General features: G+C 71.6%; 15 protein-coding genes. 8 read left to right on the forward strand and 7 right to left on the reverse strand.

Going from position 1 to position 17598, the window contains the following annotated elements; genetic code table 11:
- The first annotated feature begins 10 nt into the window (after positions 1-10).
- Both ACFVHO_RS06815 and ACFVHO_RS06820 read left to right on the forward strand, forming a co-directional pair.
- Positions 11-727: an ABC transporter permease gene (locus ACFVHO_RS06815; RefSeq protein WP_385711204.1), complete on the forward strand. Its 717-nt coding sequence runs from the start codon at positions 11-13 to the stop codon at positions 725-727.
- A 136-nt stretch (positions 728-863) separates the two neighbouring features.
- Positions 864-1886, forward strand: coding sequence for a heme A synthase (locus tag ACFVHO_RS06820; RefSeq protein WP_385710960.1), 1023 nt, complete (start codon positions 864-866; stop codon positions 1884-1886).
- Positions 1887-1888: 2 nt separating this feature from the next.
- Here the strand turns inward: ACFVHO_RS06820 and ACFVHO_RS06825 are convergent, their stop codons facing one another.
- Entirely contained in the window at positions 1889-2977 is a 1089-nt protein-coding gene (locus ACFVHO_RS06825) for an amidohydrolase family protein (RefSeq protein ID WP_385710962.1), read from the reverse strand.
- 101 nt (positions 2978-3078) lie between these two features.
- Complete coding sequence (locus ACFVHO_RS06830) at positions 3079-3471, reverse strand: hypothetical protein (protein WP_385710963.1); 393 nt, start codon at positions 3469-3471, stop codon at positions 3079-3081.
- Positions 3472-3597: 126 nt separating this feature from the next.
- On the opposite strand from ACFVHO_RS06830, the gene ACFVHO_RS06835 reads away from it, so the two are divergent.
- The gene (locus ACFVHO_RS06835; RefSeq protein WP_385710965.1) at positions 3598-4857 is read left to right on the forward strand and encodes an AMP-binding protein; all 1260 of its coding nucleotides are present in this window, start codon (positions 3598-3600) and stop codon (positions 4855-4857) included.
- Between the two features lie 67 nt (positions 4858-4924).
- On the opposite strand, the gene ACFVHO_RS06840 is transcribed toward ACFVHO_RS06835, so the two are convergent.
- Complete coding sequence (locus ACFVHO_RS06840; protein ID WP_385710966.1) at positions 4925-5878, reverse strand: heme o synthase; 954 nt, start codon at positions 5876-5878, stop codon at positions 4925-4927.
- 391 nt (positions 5879-6269) lie between these two features.
- Here ACFVHO_RS06840 and tkt point away from each other — a divergent pair, with 391 nt between their 5' ends.
- Genes tkt through pgl form a run of 5 tightly spaced genes read left to right on the forward strand, consistent with a single transcriptional unit; the run spans position 6270 to position 12915 of the window.
- Positions 6270-8378, forward strand: coding sequence for a transketolase (tkt, locus tag ACFVHO_RS06845; protein WP_385710967.1), 2109 nt, complete (start codon positions 6270-6272; stop codon positions 8376-8378).
- Between the two features lie 34 nt (positions 8379-8412).
- Positions 8413-9531 (forward strand): transaldolase, encoded by a 1119-nt coding sequence (gene tal / locus ACFVHO_RS06850; RefSeq protein WP_385710969.1) that lies wholly within the window; start codon positions 8413-8415, stop codon positions 9529-9531.
- 5 nt (positions 9532-9536) lie between these two features.
- Positions 9537-11060 (forward strand): glucose-6-phosphate dehydrogenase, encoded by a 1524-nt coding sequence (gene zwf, locus ACFVHO_RS06855; RefSeq protein WP_385710970.1) that lies wholly within the window; start codon positions 9537-9539, stop codon positions 11058-11060.
- A complete protein-coding gene (opcA, locus tag ACFVHO_RS06860; protein WP_385710971.1) occupies positions 11057-12118 on the forward strand; it encodes a glucose-6-phosphate dehydrogenase assembly protein OpcA in 1062 nt (353 codons plus the stop codon). Before zwf ends, opcA begins: the two co-directional genes overlap by 4 nt.
- Before the next feature lie 41 nt (positions 12119-12159).
- Positions 12160-12915 carry a 6-phosphogluconolactonase gene (gene pgl / locus ACFVHO_RS06865; protein WP_385711206.1) on the forward strand — a complete coding sequence of 252 codons (756 nt, stop codon included), beginning with the start codon at positions 12160-12162 and terminating at the stop codon, positions 12913-12915.
- 87 nt (positions 12916-13002) lie between these two features.
- Here the strand turns inward: pgl and ACFVHO_RS06870 are convergent, their stop codons facing one another.
- From ACFVHO_RS06870 to ACFVHO_RS06885, 4 genes are all read right to left on the reverse strand, one after another.
- Positions 13003-13755, reverse strand: coding sequence for a hypothetical protein (locus ACFVHO_RS06870; RefSeq protein ID WP_385710972.1), 753 nt, complete (start codon positions 13753-13755; stop codon positions 13003-13005).
- Positions 13756-13912: 157 nt separating this feature from the next.
- Positions 13913-15562 carry a glucose-6-phosphate isomerase gene (gene pgi, locus ACFVHO_RS06875; protein ID WP_385710974.1) on the reverse strand — a complete coding sequence of 550 codons (1650 nt, stop codon included), beginning with the start codon at positions 15560-15562 and terminating at the stop codon, positions 13913-13915.
- Between the two features lie 72 nt (positions 15563-15634).
- Positions 15635-16891, reverse strand: coding sequence for an MFS transporter (locus ACFVHO_RS06880; RefSeq protein ID WP_385710976.1), 1257 nt, complete (start codon positions 16889-16891; stop codon positions 15635-15637).
- A 225-nt stretch (positions 16892-17116) separates the two neighbouring features.
- A complete protein-coding gene (locus ACFVHO_RS06885; protein ID WP_003957010.1) occupies positions 17117-17452 on the reverse strand; it encodes an RNA polymerase-binding protein RbpA in 336 nt (111 codons plus the stop codon).
- Positions 17453-17598: the final 146 nt, after the last annotated feature.

Below are 17598 nucleotides of genomic sequence, written 5' to 3' on the forward strand. Positions count from 1 at the left end.
GCTCCCCCGCATGATCGCCGCGCAGGCCGCGCTCGAGACGAAGATGCTGCTGCGCAACGGCGAACAGCTGCTGCTCACCGTCGTCATCCCGACGCTCCTGCTCGTCCTGTTCAGCGCGGTCGACATCGTGGACACGGGCAAGGGCAAGGCGGTCGACTTCCTGGCGCCCGGTGTCCTCGCCCTCGCCGTGATGTCGACGGCCTTCACCGGCCAGGCCATCGCCACGGGCTTCGAGCGGCGGTACGGCGTGCTCAAGCGCCTCGCCGCCTCGCCGCTGCCGCGCCGGGGCCTGATGACGGCCAAGACCCTGTCGGTGCTCGTCACCGAGGTCCTCCAGATCGCGCTGCTCACGGCGATCGCGTTCGCGCTCGGCTGGTCGCCGCACGGCAACCCGTTCGCGGTGCTGCTGCTCCTGCTCCTCGGGACGGCCGCCTTCTCCGGGCTCGGCCTGCTCATGGCCGGAACGCTCAAGGCGGAGGCGACGCTGGCCGCCGCCAACCTGGTCTTCCTGCTCCTCCTGGTCGGCGGCGGCGTCATCGTGCCGCTCGACAAGTTCCCCGGCGCCGTCGAGTCGACGCTCGGCCTGCTGCCGATCTCGGCGCTCTCGGACGGGCTGCGGGACGTGCTCCAGGACGGGGCTGCGATGCCGTGGGCGGACCTCGGGATCCTGGCGGTGTGGTCGGTGCTCGGACTCGGCGCGGCGGCACGGTTCTTCCGCTGGGAGTAGCCACGCGTCCTCCGCCGGGAGTGGCCACGTGTCTTGCGCCGGGAGTGGCCACGCGGCGGCTCGTCAGGAGTAACCGCCGTCACAGAAGCACCGGATACGTCCCCCTCGTGAAGCCGTGCACAAGCGGCCTTCTACGATGGGGCCCGTGCCAAACGTGACCCGAGCCGACGCCGCTCAATTCGTGCGCAATCCGCTCGCCTTCATCGCCGAGCGCTGGACCCCGACGCAGCGGACCGTGCAGCGGGCGGCACTGATCTCGCTCGTGATGACCTGCGTCATCGTGGTCACCGGCGGCGCCGTTCGCCTCACGGGCTCCGGTCTCGGCTGCCCGACCTGGCCCAAGTGCACCGACGAGTCCCTCACCGCGACCAGCGAGATGGGCTTCCACGGAGTCATCGAGTTCGGCAACCGCATGCTGACGTACGTGCTCTGTGCCGCCGTCGGCTGGGCCATCATCACCGTGCGCTCGCAGAAGCCGTGGCGCCGGAGCCTGACCCGCTACGGCTGGGCCCAGTTCTGGCTCGTCATGGGCAACGCGGTGCTCGGCGGCATCGTCGTGCTCGTCGGCCTCAACCCGTACACCGTCGCGGCGCACTTCCTGCTCTCCACCGCCCTGATCGCGGTCGCCACGATGATGTGGCAGCGCACCCGGGAAGGCGACGCGGAGCCCCGCCCGCTCGTCGGCAAGGCCGTCGCGCAGTTGGTGTGGGTCCTGATCGGCGTCACCGTGCTGCTCATCGCCGTCGGCACGGTCGTGACCGGCGCGGGTCCGCACGCGGGCGACTCCAGCGACGTGCCCCGCATGAACGTCGGTGCCGTGGGCCTGGACTGGGAGGGCGTCACGAAGCTGCACGCCGTCCTGGCGTGGATCGTGGTGACGCTGACGTTCGCGCTGTGGTTCGTCCTGAAGGCGGTCGACGCCCCGCGCGGCCCGCTGAACCGCACGCGCGACCTGTTCCTGATCCTGCTCGCGCAGGGGCTCGTGGGCTACGTCCAGTACTTCACCGACCTGCCCGAGGCCCTGGTGGCCGCGCACATGCTCGGCTCGTGCCTGGTGTGGATCGCGGCGCTGCGGGTGCTGCTGTCCCTGCGGGAGCGGCCGCGGCCCAAGGCGGACGTGCCGACGCAGGTGGACGACTCCCAGCTCTCGCCGGTCTGACCTCAGTCGTCCACGAGGCCGTACACACGCCGCGCGTTGCCCGCCGCGATCAGCCCCGCCACCCGCTGCGCGTCCGTCAGGGACCAGGCGCCCTCCGCGACCCACGTCCCGAGCACCCGCCCCAGCGCCTCCCGGAACAGCTGGGCGCCCACCACGTGCAGTTCGGGCAGCCCGTGCGCGCCGCTGGAGAACAGCAGCTTGCCGAAGGGCGCGAGCTCCAGGATCTCGGCGAGGACGGCGGCCGCACGCGCCCCGGTCCGGACGAGCGCGGAGCCCAAGTCGGCGTACACGTGCGGGAAGACGCCCGCGAGGTGGGCCGCCGCGCGGTGGTGCGGATAGCCGTGCAGGAGCACCAGGTCGGTGCCGAGTCCGGCGGTGGCGCGGGCGAAGTCGCCGAAGGAGCACTGCGGGTCGGCGGCGCCGGTGTGCAGTTGCAGGGGCAGGCCGGAGGCGACCGCGATCCACAGCAGGTGGCGCAGCAGCACCGGGTCGGCGAGCCTGCCGCCCACCTGCCGCCCGGCCAGCCAGCGTCCGGCCGCGCCGCGCACCTCGCCGGGGCCCGGCGGTTCACAGGCGAGGGCCCCGCCCGCGCGCACCCCGGCGACGGAGGTGAACGCGACGGCTCCGTGCGCGGCGCCGTGCACGGACTCGGCGAGGTTGGCGAGGAAGGAGTCGACGGTGCCGGAGGTGTCGGCGACCTGCTCGGCCAGTAACTCCAGGCGGACGATCTCGTGGGCCTGGGCGGCGCCGGTCGACGCCAGTTCGCCGGGCCCGGTGAGGTCGCCGGGCAGGCCGGTGTCGACGAGGTACGTCGTGATCCCGCTGCCGCGCAGCAGCCGCCGCCCGGCCTCCAGGACGCCGAGTTCACGGCGGCGGGCGAGATAGCGGGCGGGTGGGCAGTGCGCCTCGAGGCCGAGCAGCGGCGGACACCAGCGGCGCACGGCGAAGCCGGTCTGGGTGTCGAAGAAGGTGGTGCCGGGGGCGGGCGGGCCCTCGCCCCGGCCGAGGTGGGCCTCGAAGGTGCCGAGGCCCAGCTCCGTGCGCAGGACGCCGTGGCAGTGCTGGTCCACCAGGGACGGGGTTTCGATCATCCTGGCTCCCAGACGTGGACCGTGTTCCTACGGTCCTAACGGGTGACCCCGGTGTCAGGTGTTGCTCACCGCGTCACTCCGCGCCCGCCCCGCGCGTGTCGTCAGCCGCCCGTCGGGCTGCCGATCTGGATGCCGGCCATGCGCTTCCACTCGTACGGTCCGGTCGTCACCTTGGCCGCGAAGTCGCCGTCGAAGTCCTCGTGGACGGTGATCCCGGCCTTCTCCACGGCGCTCGTCGCGATGGCGTGGCTCGGCGCGACGAGGTCGCCCCAGCCACCGTCCGCGCCGACGAGGACGATCCGCGCGCCCCGCTCGCCGATGTACGCGACCTGACCCTCCGCGCCGCCGTGCGCCCGCGCGAACGCGCCGATCTCCTTGGCCAGCCTGGCGGCCCTGCGCTCGGCACGGGCGGCCTCCTTGGCGGCCTTCGCCGTCGCGCCGCCGTCGCCGCCGGCCGGGGTGCCCTGCTCCGTCACCTGCTCCGTGTCTGCCATGGCACAGGATGCTACCGACGGGTAGATCATTCGGCGACGCCCGGGTGGCGTGGTCTCGGCCACGCACGCGCCGGGGGCGCGCACGCCCGTTCCGCCCGGTGCCGCCCCATGGTAGGACCAGGGGCCATGACCGGACTGCTGATCGGTGAGGTCTTCCGGTCCGCCGCCCGCGCCGTTCCGCACCGCGTGGCCGCGCTGGTCGGCGACCGCGCGCTCACCTTCGCGGAGCTGGACGCGGCGGCGGACCGCGCGGCCCGGTTCCTGGCCGCGCACGGCGTGCGGCGCGGCGACCGCGTGCTGTGCCCGGTGGGGACCTCGCCGGAGATGCTGGCCGCCTTCGCGGGGACCGCGCGGGCCGGAGCCGTGTTCGTGCCGGTGGCCCCGGGCGCCGGGGACACCTGGGCCGAGCGGGTCGCGCGCGTCCTGCGAGCGGCACGGCCGCGCCTGCTCGTGACGGACGCGGCACGGTCGGGGTCGGGGGCGCGGCTGGCGGCGGGGTCGGGGGTACGTCATGCCGTGCTCGCGGACGTGGAGGAGGACGAGGGGCCGGGCCACGGGGCCGATGGGCCGCTCGGAGCGGGGCCGGAGGAGTCCGACGCCCACGTGATCCTCTTCACCGGAGCCACCGGAGCCACCGGAGCCACCGGAGCCACCGGGTCCACCGGGTCCACCGAGGCACCCGGGTCCGCCGGGGCACCCGCGTCCACCGGGCCACCCGGGTCCGACCACCCCCAGGGCGTCGTCCTCTCCCACCGCGTGAGCGCGCTGCGCACCCACCCCGGCTGTCGCCCGCAACCGCGCGGCACCCTGGTGTGCGGCTTCCCCCTGGAGCGCTGGCCCGCCTGGGCCGCCGCACTGCGGCAGTGGCAGGCGCGGGGCACCGTCGTCCTGCCGGCGGGCGACGGCGCCCCGGAACCGGCGGCGATCTGCGCGGCCGTCCGGGCGCACCACGCGGAAGGACTGGTCGGCCCGCCCTCCGTGTGGGAGGGCGTACTGGACTCGGCTCCGCATCAGCTGACCTGTCTGCGGTACGCCGACGTGGAGTCGGAGCGGCCGACCACGGTGGAGCCGTGCCTCCTGGAGGCCGTGCGTACGGCGACCCCTGCCGCCCGCGCCCGCGCCGTCATCGGGTCTGCCGAGACGGGTGACCTCGCCGTCCTGGAGCACGCCGACGGCCGCGACAGGCCGGGGAGCTGCGGGCTGCCCGCTCCCGGCAGCGAGGTGCGGGTGGCGGGAGGCGCGCTGTACGTACGGGGGCCGCTGCTGTTCGGCGGCTACTTCGGTGACAAGAGGGCAACGGACGCGGTGCTGCGGGACGGCTGGTTCCGCACCGGCCGGGCGGCCGCGCTCGACGAGGACGGCTATCTGTATCTCGGGGAGGACTGAAAGAGGTGTGGCCCCCGCCGCCCTGAGGACGACGGGGGCCACACCCCGTACCGGGAACCGCCGGGGGCTACCGCAGGAAGGGGTCCACCGCGACCGCCACGAACAGCAGAGAGACGTAGGTGATGGACCAGTGGAAGAGGCGCATCTCCTTGAGCTTGCCGCCGGTCGCCTCGGCCTTCGCGCGGTTCTGCAGCCCGTGGGCCTCCCACAGCCACCAGCCGCCGGTGGCGAGGGCGACCGCGGTGTAGAACCAGCCGGTGTAGCCGAGGGGCTGGAGCAGCAGGGACACGGCGACCATGACCCAGCTGTAGACGACGATCTGGCGCGCGACGACCTTGTTGGAGGCGATCACCGGGAGCATGGGGACTCCCACGCGCGCGTAGTCCTCCTTGACCCGCATGGACAGGGGCCAGTAGTGCGGCGGCGTCCAGAAGAACATGACGAGGAAGAGGACGATCGGCGCCCACGACATCGAGTTGGTGACGGACGACCAGCCGATGAGGACGGGCAGGCAGCCCGCGATGCCGCCCCAGACGATGTTCTGGGAGGTCCGGCGCTTGAGGATCATCGTGTAGACGACCACGTAGAAGAGCAGCGCCCCGAGCGACAGCCAGGCGGACAGCCAGTTGACGGCGAACCCGAACAGCAGCGTCGAGACGACGGCGAGCGTGATGCCGAAGGCCAGGCACTCGCGCGGGCTGACCATGCCGGTGACGAGCGGCCGCTGCGACGTGCGCTCCATCAGGGCGTCGATGTCGCGGTCGTACCACATGTTGAGCGCGTTGGCGCCGCCCGCCGACAGGTAGCCGCCGAGGCAGGTGACGAACACCAGCGTCAGGTCGGGCACCCCCTGCTCGGCGAGGAACATCACCGGAACGGTGGTGATCAGCAGCAGCTCGATGATCCGCGGCTTGGTCAGCGCCACGAATGCCTTGACTCGGGCCCCGAACGGCCGGTTGCTCGGGCTCTGGCTCGTCCCGATTACCCCCGCTGGACGGGATTCAACGGCCGTCACGCACACCCCTGACAGAGACTCCCAGCAAGCCCTGCGTCGGACGTTCGGACATGAAGATCCGGTAAAGGCTCGCGCGTACCACGCCACTGTAGACGTTGCCCATACCTCGCCCTTCGCGGGGGTGGGTTCGTGTTGAGGGGCCAGACGAGCGGAGTTCGTGGGCGGGTTCGCCCCGGTGTGGACGCCGGTGCGACAAGCGGATGAGTCGAGCAGATGAGCAGTGCCGTATTCACATGGTGAATGCGGCGGAGCCCTTTCGGGAGGCGGATCGGGACGTGTCCCGGCAGTCTGGAATGACTCGAAAAAATGCACGTTCTCGCAGCGGTAGGCTCGACAGCGGCCGGTGCGATCCATACGCCGCCGGCATTCGACATGTGGAGAGGAGCCCTGACTCAGGGTGAGCACCAAGCCGACCACCACAGACCTCGAGTGGACCGAACTGGACCAGCGGGCTGTCGACACCGTCCGCGTCCTGGCCATGGATTCCGTACAGAAGGTCGGCAACGGCCATCCGGGTACGGCCATGAGCCTCGCGCCCGCCGCGTACACCCTTTTCCAGAAGGTGATGCGGCACGATCCGGCGGACGCCGACTGGACCGGACGCGACCGTTTCGTGCTGTCCGCGGGCCACTCGTCCCTCACGCTCTACATCCAGCTGTACCTGGCCGGTTTCGGCCTGGAGCTCGATGACCTGAAGGCCTTCCGCACCTGGGGCTCGAAGACCCCGGGCCACCCGGAGTACGGCCACACGGTGGGCGTGGAGACGACGACGGGCCCGCTCGGCCAGGGCGTCGCCAACGCCGTGGGCATGGCGATGGCCGCGCGGTACGAGCGTGGACTCTTCGACCCGGACACCGCGACGGGCGAGTCTCCCTTCGACCACTTCATCTACGCCATCGCCGGTGACGGCTGCCTCCAGGAGGGCATCTCCGCCGAGGCGTCCTCGATGGCCGGGCACCAGAAGCTCGGCAATCTGATCCTGCTGTGGGACGACAACCACATCTCGATCGAGGGCGACACCGAGACCGCGATCTCCGAGGACACCGAGAAGCGGTACGAGGCCTACGGCTGGCACGTGCAGCGCGTGGAGCCGAAGGAGAACGGCGACCTGGACCCGGCCGCGCTGTACGCGGCGATCCAGGAGGCCAAGGCGGTCACCGACAAGCCGTCGTTCATCGCGATGCGCTCGATCATCGCCTGGCCGGCCCCGAACGCGCAGAACACCGAGGCCGCGCACGGCTCTGCGCTCGGCGACGAGGAGGTCGCGGCCACCAAGCGCGTCCTCGGCTTCGACCCGGAGCAGTCCTTCGAGGTCCCCGACGAGGTCCTGGCGCACACCCGCCAGGCGCTCGACCGCGGCCAGGAGGCCAAGGCCACCTGGGAGAAGGGCTTCGCCGCCTGGCGCACCAAGGAGGCCGGGCGCGCCGCGGAGTTCGACCGGATCGCCGCGGGCGAGCTGCCGTCGGGCTGGGAGGAGAAGCTCCCGGTCTTCGAGGCGGGCAAGGGCGTCGCGACGCGTGCCGCCTCCGGCAAGGTCCTGCAGGCGCTCGGCGCGGTGATCCCCGAGCTGTGGGGCGGCTCCGCCGACCTCGCGGGCTCGAACAACACCACGATCGACAAGACGTCGTCGTTCCTCCCGGCGGGCAACCCGCTGCCGGAGGCGGACCCGTACGGCCGCACGATCCACTTCGGCATCCGCGAGCACTCCATGGCCGCGGAGATGAACGGCATCGCGCTGCACGGCAACACCCGCATCTTCGGCGGCACCTTCCTGGTGTTCTCCGACTACATGCGCAACGCCGTGCGTCTGTCCGCGCTGATGCACCTGCCGGTGACGTACGTGTGGACGCACGACTCCATCGGTCTCGGCGAGGACGGCCCGACGCACCAGCCGGTGGAGCACCTGGCCACGCTGCGCGCCATCCCGGGTCTGAACGTCGTCCGTCCGGCCGACGCGAACGAGACGGCCGTCGCCTGGCGCGAGATCCTCAAGCGCTACACCAAGGTGTTCGGCAAGGGCGCCCCGCACGGTCTGGCGCTGACCCGCCAGGGCGTACCGACGTACGACCGCGAGGTCACCGAGGGCGCGGTCAAGGGCGGTTACGTCCTGTTCGACGCCGAGGGCGCCGACGGGCAGAAGGCCGAGCCCGAGGTCGTCCTCATCGGCACCGGCTCCGAGGTGCACCTCGCCGTCGAGGCGCGCGAGCAGCTGCAGGCCGCGGGCGTGCCCACGCGGGTGGTCTCGATGCCGTCGGTCGAGTGGTTCGAGGAGCAGGACCAGGGGTACCGGGACTCGGTGCTTCCGCCGTCGGTCAAGGCGCGCGTCGCGGTCGAGGCGGGCATCGGTCTGACCTGGCACCGGTTCGTCGGGGACGCGGGACGCATCGTTTCGCTGGAGCACTTCGGGGCTTCGGCGGACGGCAAGGTCCTCTTCCGCGAGTTCGGGTTCACTGCCGAAGCCGTGGCCGCCGCGGCGCGGGAATCGATCGCGGCCGCTCAGCGCTGACGCCCATATACGACCAAGTAGGAGATGTAATTCCATGACAGACGCACTCAAGCGCCTCTCCGACGAAGGCGTCGCGATCTGGCTGGACGACCTGTCGCGCAAGCGGATCACGTCCGGCAACCTCGCCGAACTGCTCGACGAGCAGCACGTCGTGGGCGTCACCACGAACCCGTCGATCTTCCAGAAGGCGATCTCGTCCGGCGACGGTTACGAGCAGCAGCTCGCCGACCTCGCCGCCCGCAAGGTCACCGTGGAAGAGGCGATCCGCATGATCACGACGGCGGACGTCCGTGACGCCGCCGACATCCTGCGGCCGGTGTTCGACGCGACCGAGGGCCAGGACGGCCGGGTGTCGATCGAGGTCGACCCGCGCCTCGCCCACAACACGCAGGCGACGGTCGCCGAGGCCAAGCAGCTGGCGTGGCTGGTGGACCGGCCGAACACGCTCATCAAGATCCCGGCGACGAAGGCGGGCCTGCCCGCGATCACCGAGGTCATCGGCAAGGGCATCAGCGTGAACGTCACGCTGATCTTCTCGCTCGAGCGCTACCGCGAGGTCATGGACGCCTACCTCGCGGGCCTGGAGAAGGCGAAGGCCGCGGGCCTGGACCTGGCCAAGATCCACTCGGTGGCCTCGTTCTTCGTGTCCCGCGTGGACACCGAGATCGACAAGCGCATCGACGCCCTCGGCACCGACGAGGCCAAGTCCGCGCGCGGCAAGGCCGGTCTGGCCAACGCCCGCCTGGCGTACGAGGCGTACGAAGAGGTCTTCTCGTCCGACCGCTGGGTCGCGCTCGACAAGGCGCACGCCAACAAGCAGCGTCCGCTGTGGGCGTCGACGGGCGTGAAGGACAAGGCGTACAAGGACACGCTGTACGTCGACGACCTCGTCGCCCCGGGCACGGTGAACACCATGCCGGAGGCCACCCTCCAGGCCACCGCCGACCACGGCCAGATCACCGGCAACACCATCGCCGGGACGTACGAGCAGTCGCGCGCCGAGATCGAGGCCGTCGAGAAGCTCGGGATCTCCTACGACGAGGTCGTCCAGCTCCTGGAGGACGAGGGCGTCGAGAAGTTCGAGGCGTCCTGGAACGACCTGCTCAAGTCGACCGAGGCGGAGCTCAAGCGCCTCGCACCTTCGGAGGGCTAAGAACCTTGTCAAGCAGCAATCCGCTGCGTGACGCCGCGGACCGACGGCTCCCGCGTATCGCGGGGCCGTCGGGCCTGGTCATTTTTGGCGTCACGGGCGATTTGTCCCGTAAAAAGCTGATGCCCGCCGTGTACGACCTCGCCAACCGCGGGCTGCTGCCGCCGGGCTTCTCGCTCATCGGTTTCGCCCGCCGCGAGTGGCAGGACGAGGACTTCGCGCAGGAGGTGCACGACGCGGTCAAGCAGCACGCGCGCACGCCCTTCCGCGAGGAGGTCTGGCAGCAGCTCATCCAGGGCATGCGCTTCGTCCAGGGCAACTTCGACGACGACGACGCCTTCGAGCAGCTCAAGGCGACCATCGAGGACCTGGACAAGAAGCAGGGCACGGGCGGCAACTTCGCCTTCTACCTCTCCGTGCCCCCGAAGTTCTTCCCGCAGGTCGTCCAGCAGCTCAAGAAGCACGAGCTGGCGGACGCCCCGGAGGGGTCCTGGCGCCGCGCGGTCATCGAGAAGCCCTTCGGGCACGACCTGAAGTCCGCCAAGGAACTGAACGCGATCGTGCACGAGGTGTTCGCCCCGGACCAGGTGTTCCGGATCGACCACTACCTCGGCAAGGAGACCGTCCAGAACATCCTGGCGCTGCGCTTCGCCAACCAGATGTTCGAGCCGATCTGGAACCGGTCGTACGTCGACCACGTGCAGATCACGATGGCCGAGGACATCGGCATCGGCGGCCGCGCCGGGTACTACGACGGCATCGGCGCCGCCCGTGACGTCATCCAGAACCACCTGCTCCAGCTGATGGCGCTGACCGCGATGGAGGAGCCCGCCTCATTCGACGCGGACGCCCTGGTCGCGGAGAAGGCGAAGGTCCTCGGCGCGGTGAAGCTGCCCAAGGACCTCGGCAAGGACACCGTGCGCGGGCAGTACTCCGCGGGCTGGCAGGGCGGCGAGAAGGCCGTCGGCTACCTCCAGGAAGACGGCATCGACCCCAAGTCGAAGACCGACACCTACGCCGCCGTCAAGCTCCAGGTGGACAACCGCCGTTGGGCGGGCGTCCCGTTCTACCTGCGCACCGGCAAGCGTCTCGGCCGCCGCGTCACGGAGATCGCGGTGGTCTTCCAGCGCGCGCCGCACTCCCCCTTCGACCACACGGCGACCGAGGAGCTCGGGCAGAACGCGATCGTCATCCGCGTCCAGCCGGACGAGGGCATCACGGTCCGCTTCGGCTCGAAGGTGCCGGGCACGTCCATGGAGATCCGGGACGTGTCGATGGACTTCGCCTACGGCGAGTCCTTCACCGAGTCCAGCCCCGAGGCGTACGAGCGCCTCATCCTGGACGTGCTGCTCGGCGACGCCAACCTCTTCCCGCGCACGGAGGAGGTCGAGCTGTCCTGGAACATCCTCGACCCGATCGAGGAGTACTGGGACCGGCACGGCAAGCCCGCGCAGTACCCGGCCGGTACCTGGGGCCCGGTCGAGGCGGACGAAATGCTCGCACAAGACGGACGGAGCTGGCGTCGGCCATGAAGATCGACCTGACGGACACCACGGCCAGCAAGATCAACAAGGCGCTCGTGCAGGGCCGCCGAGCGATCGGCACCCCGGCCGTCGGCATGGTGCTCACCCTCGTCATCGTCACCGACGAGGAGAACGCCTACGACGCGCTGAAGGCCGCGAGCGAGGCCTCGCGCGAGCACCCCTCGCGCACGCTGGTCGTCATCAAGCGGGTCTCGCGCTCGCCGCGGGACCGTACGACCTCGCGCCTGGACGCCGAGGTCAGGGTCGGCGCGGACGCGGGCACCGGAGAAACGGTCATTCTGCGCCTCTACGGCGAGGTCCTGAACCACGCCCAGTCGGTGGTCCTGCCGCTGCTGCTCCCCGACGCCCCGGTCGTCGCCTGGTGGCCGGTGAACGCGCCGCTGGACCCGGCCAAGGACCCCCTGGGCGCGCTCGCCCAGCGCCGCGTCACGGACACGTACGCCGCCGAGCAGCCGATCCACGAGCTGACCGCCCGTGCCGACGCCTACCACCCCGGCGACACGGACCTGTCCTGGACCCGCATCACGCCGTGGCGCTCGATGCTGGCCGCGGCCCTGGACCAGGTCTCGTGCGAGGTCACCGCCGCCGCGGTGGACGGCGAGGAGTTCAACCCGAGCGTCGAACTCCTCGCGATGTGGCTGGCGGAGCGGCTCTCCGTGCCGGTCAAGCGCACGGTGTCGCCGGGCCCCGGCCTGACCGGCGTGCGCATGGAGACCAACTGCGGCCCGATCGTGCTCGACCGGGCCGACGGCTCCCTCGCCACGCTGTCCATCCAGGGCCAGCCGGACCGCGCGGTCGCGCTCAAGCGCCGTGAGACGTCCGAGCTGATCGCGGAGGAGCTGCGGCGCCTGGACCCGGACGACACGTACGCGGCCGCGCTGCGCTTCGGCGTGGACCGGCTCGGCGAGGCGGCGGCTGCTGCCGCGGCCGGGGAGTCGGCCGGGGACGGGGCCAAGGCCGAGGGCGGCCCTGGTGCCGGTTCCGGTGCCGGGGCCGCCAAGAAGGCCTCGGCGAAGGCTCCGGCCAAGAAGGCGGCCGCGAAGTGACCGTGGCCCCGCAGCTCGTCGTGCACCGCGACAAGGAGCTGATGGCGCAGGCCGCCGCGGCCCGGCTGATCACGAAGATCGTCGACGCCCAGGCGGCCCGCGGCTCCGCGTCCGTGGTCCTCACGGGCGGCCGCAACGGCAACGGCCTGCTCGCGGCGCTCAGTTCGGCGCCCGCCCGCGACGCCGTGGACTGGTCGCGCCTCGACCTGTGGTGGGGCGACGAGCGGTTCCTGCCGGACGGCGACCCCGAGCGCAACTACACGCAGGCCCGCGAGGCCCTGCTCGACTCGGTGCCGCTCGACCCGGCGCGGGTGCATCCGATGCCCGCGTCGGACGGCCCGTTCGCCAAGGGGGCCGACGGGGACGGCGCGGACGCGGCGGCCGAGGCGTACGCGGCGGAGCTCGCGGCGGCCGCCGGCCCGGAAGACCACGGCCCCGTCCCGACGTTCGACGTCCTGATGCTGGGCGTCGGCCCGGACACGCACGTGGCGTCGCTCTTCCCGGAGTCGCCCGCGGTACGGGAGACGGAGCGCATGGTGGTCGGCGTGCACGGCGCGCCCAAGCCGCCGCCCACCCGCGTCTCGCTGACCCTCCCCGCGATCCGCTCGGCCCGCGAGGTCTGGCTGCTCGCGGCGGGCGAGGACAAGGCGAAGGCCGCGGCGATCGCCCTGTCCGGAGCGGGCGAGGTCCAGGCCCCGGCAGCGGGCGCGTACGGCCGCGCCCGCACACTGTGGCTCCTGGACGCGGCGGCGGCCTCACAGCTGCCGCGGGACCTGTATCCCCCGGCGTCGCCCTGAGGCACGCGCGCACATGAAGGGCTCCCGCACCGTTCGTCGGTGCGGGAGCCCTTCGGCGTACGAGGGCCTTGTTACGAGGTCCTTGTGTCAGGGAAGTCGGCTCGTGTGGGCCGGGTGCCGGCGCAGCCGGATGCCGTGGAAGCGGCGCAGGCGGCTCATCTCCAGGAGGGCGATGCCGGTGACCGCCACGGGTGCGCCCAGGATGAACAGCACGCCCAGGGTGAGGCTCAGGCCGTGCAGGTCGCCGGTGATCAGGTCGGGCAGGGCCATCAGCCAGGACGTGACGGAGGCGAGCAGCGGCGGCAGACAGCGGTGGACGGCCGCGGTGCCGAAGAAGTTGCTGTTGATCCGCACGGCCGCGCGGACGACGAACGCCATCATCCAGAACACGGCGGGCGCGATGGCCAGCACGGGCGCACCGGCGTTCGACCCCATGGACAGCAGCAGCAATGTGCCGAGCACCGCCGCGACGAAGCCGAGCAGCAGCTTGAGCGACCCGAGCAGCTGCGTCCTGAGCACCCGCAGCGGACCGTCGCGCCGCCAGACGAACAGCATCGCGCCGACGGTCAGCGGAGTGACGAGCAGCAGCACCAGACAGGCGATGGCCAGGTTCTCCAGGACCTCCTCGAACGCGAAGTCCTGGGCCACGAAGGTGTACACGCCGACCGCTGCGACCAGGCCCGCGATGACGCGGAAGCGCTTGAGGTCCTCCACCAGCGGGTCGACCGGGTCCGGGATCCAGGTGGGGTCGAAGAGCCGCCGGGCCGCCCTCTTGGGCCATAACGGCGAACGGTAGCGCTCATGTTGGCCGTCCGCGCGCGTGCCGGGCCACTGACTCATACGGTGATCCCCCGATCGCCGGTTCACTGAGCGGCCCTAAATCGTAGGACACACTGCGTGGCCTGTGCACCCGAAACGAGCCCCCGGACCACTGAGGTCCGGGGGCTCGGGGTTTCAGCAGCTCAGGGCCGCGGCGCCGGGAGGGGCTGGCATGAGATCAACGCCCGCGCAGCTCCCGGTACTTGGCGACCAGGGCCGTCGTCGACGCGTCCAGGCCCGGTACGTCCGCGCCCTCCGTCAGGGCGGGCTCGACGCGCTTGGCGAGGACCTTGCCCAGTTCGACGCCCCACTGGTCGAAGGAGTCGATGTTCCAGACGGCTCCCTGCACGAAGACCTTGTGTTCGTACAGGGCGATGAGCTGGCCGAGGACCGACGGGGTCAGCTCGCTCGCGAGGATCGTCGTCGTCGGGTGGTTGCCCTGGAACGTCTTGTGCGGCACCAGTTCCTCGGGCACGCCCTCCGCGCGCACCTCGGCGGGCGTCTTGCCGAAGGCCAGCGCCTGCGTCTGGGCGAAGAAGTTGGCCATCAGCAGGTCGTGCTGGGCGACCAGGCCGGGCCGCAGGTCCTCGACCGGCTTGGCGAAGCCGATGAAGTCGGCGGGGATGAGCTTCGTGCCCTGGTGGATGAGCTGGTAGTAGGCGTGCTGCCCGTTCGTTCCGGGCGTGCCCCACACCACCGGGCCGGTCTGCCAGCCCACCGGATCGCCGTCGCGGTCCACGGACTTGCCGTTGGACTCCATGTCGAGCTGCTGGAGGTACGCCGTGAACTTGGACAGGTAGTGCGAGTACGGCAGGACGGCGTGCGACTGCGCGTCGTGGAAGTTGCCGTACCAGATGCCGAGCAGGCCGAGCAGCAGCGGCGCGTTCTCCTCGGCGGGCGCCGTGCGGAAGTGCTCGTCGACGAGCCGGAACCCGTCGAGCATCTCGCGGAAGCGGTCCGGGCCGATGGCGATCATCAGGGCGAGGCCGATCGCCGAGTCGTACGAGTACCGACCGCCGACCCAGTCCCAGAACTCGAACATGTTGGCCGTGTCGATGCCGAAGTCGGCGACCTTCTCGGTGTTCGTCGACAGCGCCACGAAGTGCTTGGCGACGGCGCTCTCGTCGGCCTGGAGCTGGGTGAGCAGCCAGTTCCGCGCGGAGGTCGCGTTCGTGATCGTCTCGATCGTGGTGAACGTCTTGGAGGCGATGACGAACAGCGTCTCGGCGGCGTCCAGGTCCCGGATCGCCTCGTGCAGGTCGGCGCCGTCCACGTTCGACACGAAGCGGACGGTCAGGTCGCGGTCGGTGAAGGACCGCAGCGCCTCGTACGCCATGGCGGGGCCGAGGTCGGAGCCGCCGATGCCGACGTTGACGACGTTCTTGATGCGCTTGCCGGTGTGGCCGGTCCAGGCGCCGGAGCGGACCTTGTCGGCGAACGCGGACATCTTGTCGAGCACGGTGTGCACGCCCGGCACCACGTTCTCGCCGTCGACCTCGACGACGGCGCCCTCGGGGGCGCGCAGCGCGGTGTGGAGGACCGCGCGGTCCTCGGTGGTGTTGATCTTCTCGCCGCGGAACATGGCGTCGCGAAGGCCGAAGACGTCCGTCGCCACCGCGAGCTCCCGCAGCAGCGTCAGCGTCTCGTCGGTCACCAGGTGCTTGGAGTAGTCGATGTGCAGGTCGCCCACCGTGAGGGTGTACCCGGTGCCGCGCGCCGGATCAGCGTCGAACAGCTCCCGCAGCCGCACCTCCCCCAGCTGCTCCTTGTGCTTGGCCAGCGCCGTCCACTCCGGCGTCTGATTCAGCTTGCGGACTTCTGCGTTCATCTCGGACTTCAGCTCTCTCTCGTACAACCTGAGTACCGTGCGTGCGCCCCGCTGCCCTCCCAACCTAATTGATCAGCGAGCGGTTTGAGTTGTCTGTCCGCTGTCGGCCGACTTAAGCGCGGGCAGCAGCGCGGTGACGGAGAGCACGAACAGGGCGGCCGCGAGCAGCGCCGGGGTGTTCCCGCCCCACAGGGCCGCCGCGGCCCCGCCGAGCAGCGCCCCGAGGGGTGCCCCGGCGATGGCGAGGGTCCGGAACGCGGAGCTGATCCGGCCCAGCATCTCGGCGGGCGCGCGCTCCTGCATCAGCGTCCTGGTGCTCACGTTCCACACCATGCCCATGACGCCGAACAGGGCCATCGCCGCGACCAGCGCCACCGTGCTGCGCACCGTGCCCATCACGACGAGCGCGGCGATCTGGGCCGTACCGGCGACGAGGACGCTGCGGATCCGGCCGAGGCGGCGCGCGAGCCGCCCCGCGAGCACCCCGCCGACCAGGCTCCCGGCGGCGTACGCCGTCATCGCCGCCGCGTACCCGCCGCTGCCCGCGTCGAGCCAGTCGGTGACGAGGACGACGAGGGTGGCGATGAGGGCGCCCATGCCCACGTTGCACAGCGCGGTGGCCGCGCACAGGCCGCGCAGCGCCCGGTCCCGCCACAGGGCGCGCAGCCCGTCGGCGATGTCGGAGCGCAGCGTGGCCCCGGCGGGTCTGGGCGGGTGCTCGGGGGCGGGCACCCGCAGGGACGCCACGAGTGCCGCCGCGAGGAGGTAGGTGGCCGCGTCGGCCGCGTACGGCAGGGAGTCGGATGCGGTGAGCAGCAGGGGCACGGCGGGGGCGGCGAGGAGGCCGCCGGCGAGTTGCTGGCCGGTCAGGAGCCGGGCGTTCGCGCTGGCCAGGGCGGAGCGGTCCACCAGGGCGGGCAGCAGGGCCGTGGCGGCGTTGTCGAACAGTGTCTGGAGGGTCGTGAGCACCAGGGCCAGCGCGACGAGCAGCCCGATCGTGGCGTGCCCGGCGGCGACGGCCCAGGCGAAGGCCGCCACGAGCAGGCCCCGGGCCACGTCCACGGCCCACATGGCGCGCCGCTGGTCGACGCGGTCGGCGACGGCGCCGCCGAGCAGTCCGAAGGCGAGCCAGGGCAGATAGCCGCAGGCGGTGACCGAGGCGATGAGCAGCGGGTCGTCGGTGAGGGAGGCGGCGAGCAGCGGCAGCGCGGCCTTGCGCAGCGCGTCGCCGAAGCTGGAGAGCACGGCGGCGCCCCACAGCCGCCCGAACCCGCCGCGCCAGGCGACGCTTCGCTCGCCCGTCCCCTCCACTTGGACCGCAGCCGTCACAACTCCCCCTGCCCACCCCGTGGTTCACCCGTCGGCACGGTGGTCCCCCGAGGTTTCCCAGGGTTCACCGAGCCACGACCAAACCGTAGACGCCACCACTGACATCGGGGTCGGGCGCGCCGCTGACCAGCGGCTTCCGTGCCGGAAAGCCGACCGGCGGCTTCGGCGCAGGAGGGCAGACAGCTCCGGCCGGGCACCCGAGGGTGTCCGGCCGGTTCTCAAGTCCTAGATCTCGCCCCGCAGTTTGGCGAGCGCTTCAGCGAGGATGGCCTCGCCGTCCGCGTCGCTGCGCCGCTCGCGGACGTACGCGAGGTGTGTTTTGTACGGCTCGGTACGCGGCGGGTCCGGGGGGTTGTCCCGGTCCTGGCCCGCCGGAAAGCCGCAGCGGGGGCAGTCCCAGGTGTCGGGGACCTGCGCGTCGCTGGCGAAGCTCGGCTGCGTCTCGTGCCCGTTGGAGCACCAGAAGGAGATGCGCAGCCGCGGCGCGGACTCGCCGCGCTCGGCCTCGCCCATCGGCCCCGCCCCGACCCGGCTTCCCCGGATCGCGTTGCCACTTGCCACGGTCGTAACTCCCTGCGTGATGGTGCTGCCTGTGTCGAACGGCGGCTGCGCCGCGGGGTCGACTGCCGGCTCCGCTGCGGGTGCCTCAGTCTACGTAAGGCCCAACGCGCGTCCAGTGTTGGGAGTTACACCCCACCCCGACACGC

Origin of the sequence: Streptomyces sp. NPDC127108 (assembly GCF_042677545.1) — a bacterium.
Lineage (GTDB): Bacteria > Actinomycetota > Actinomycetes > Streptomycetales > Streptomycetaceae > Streptomyces.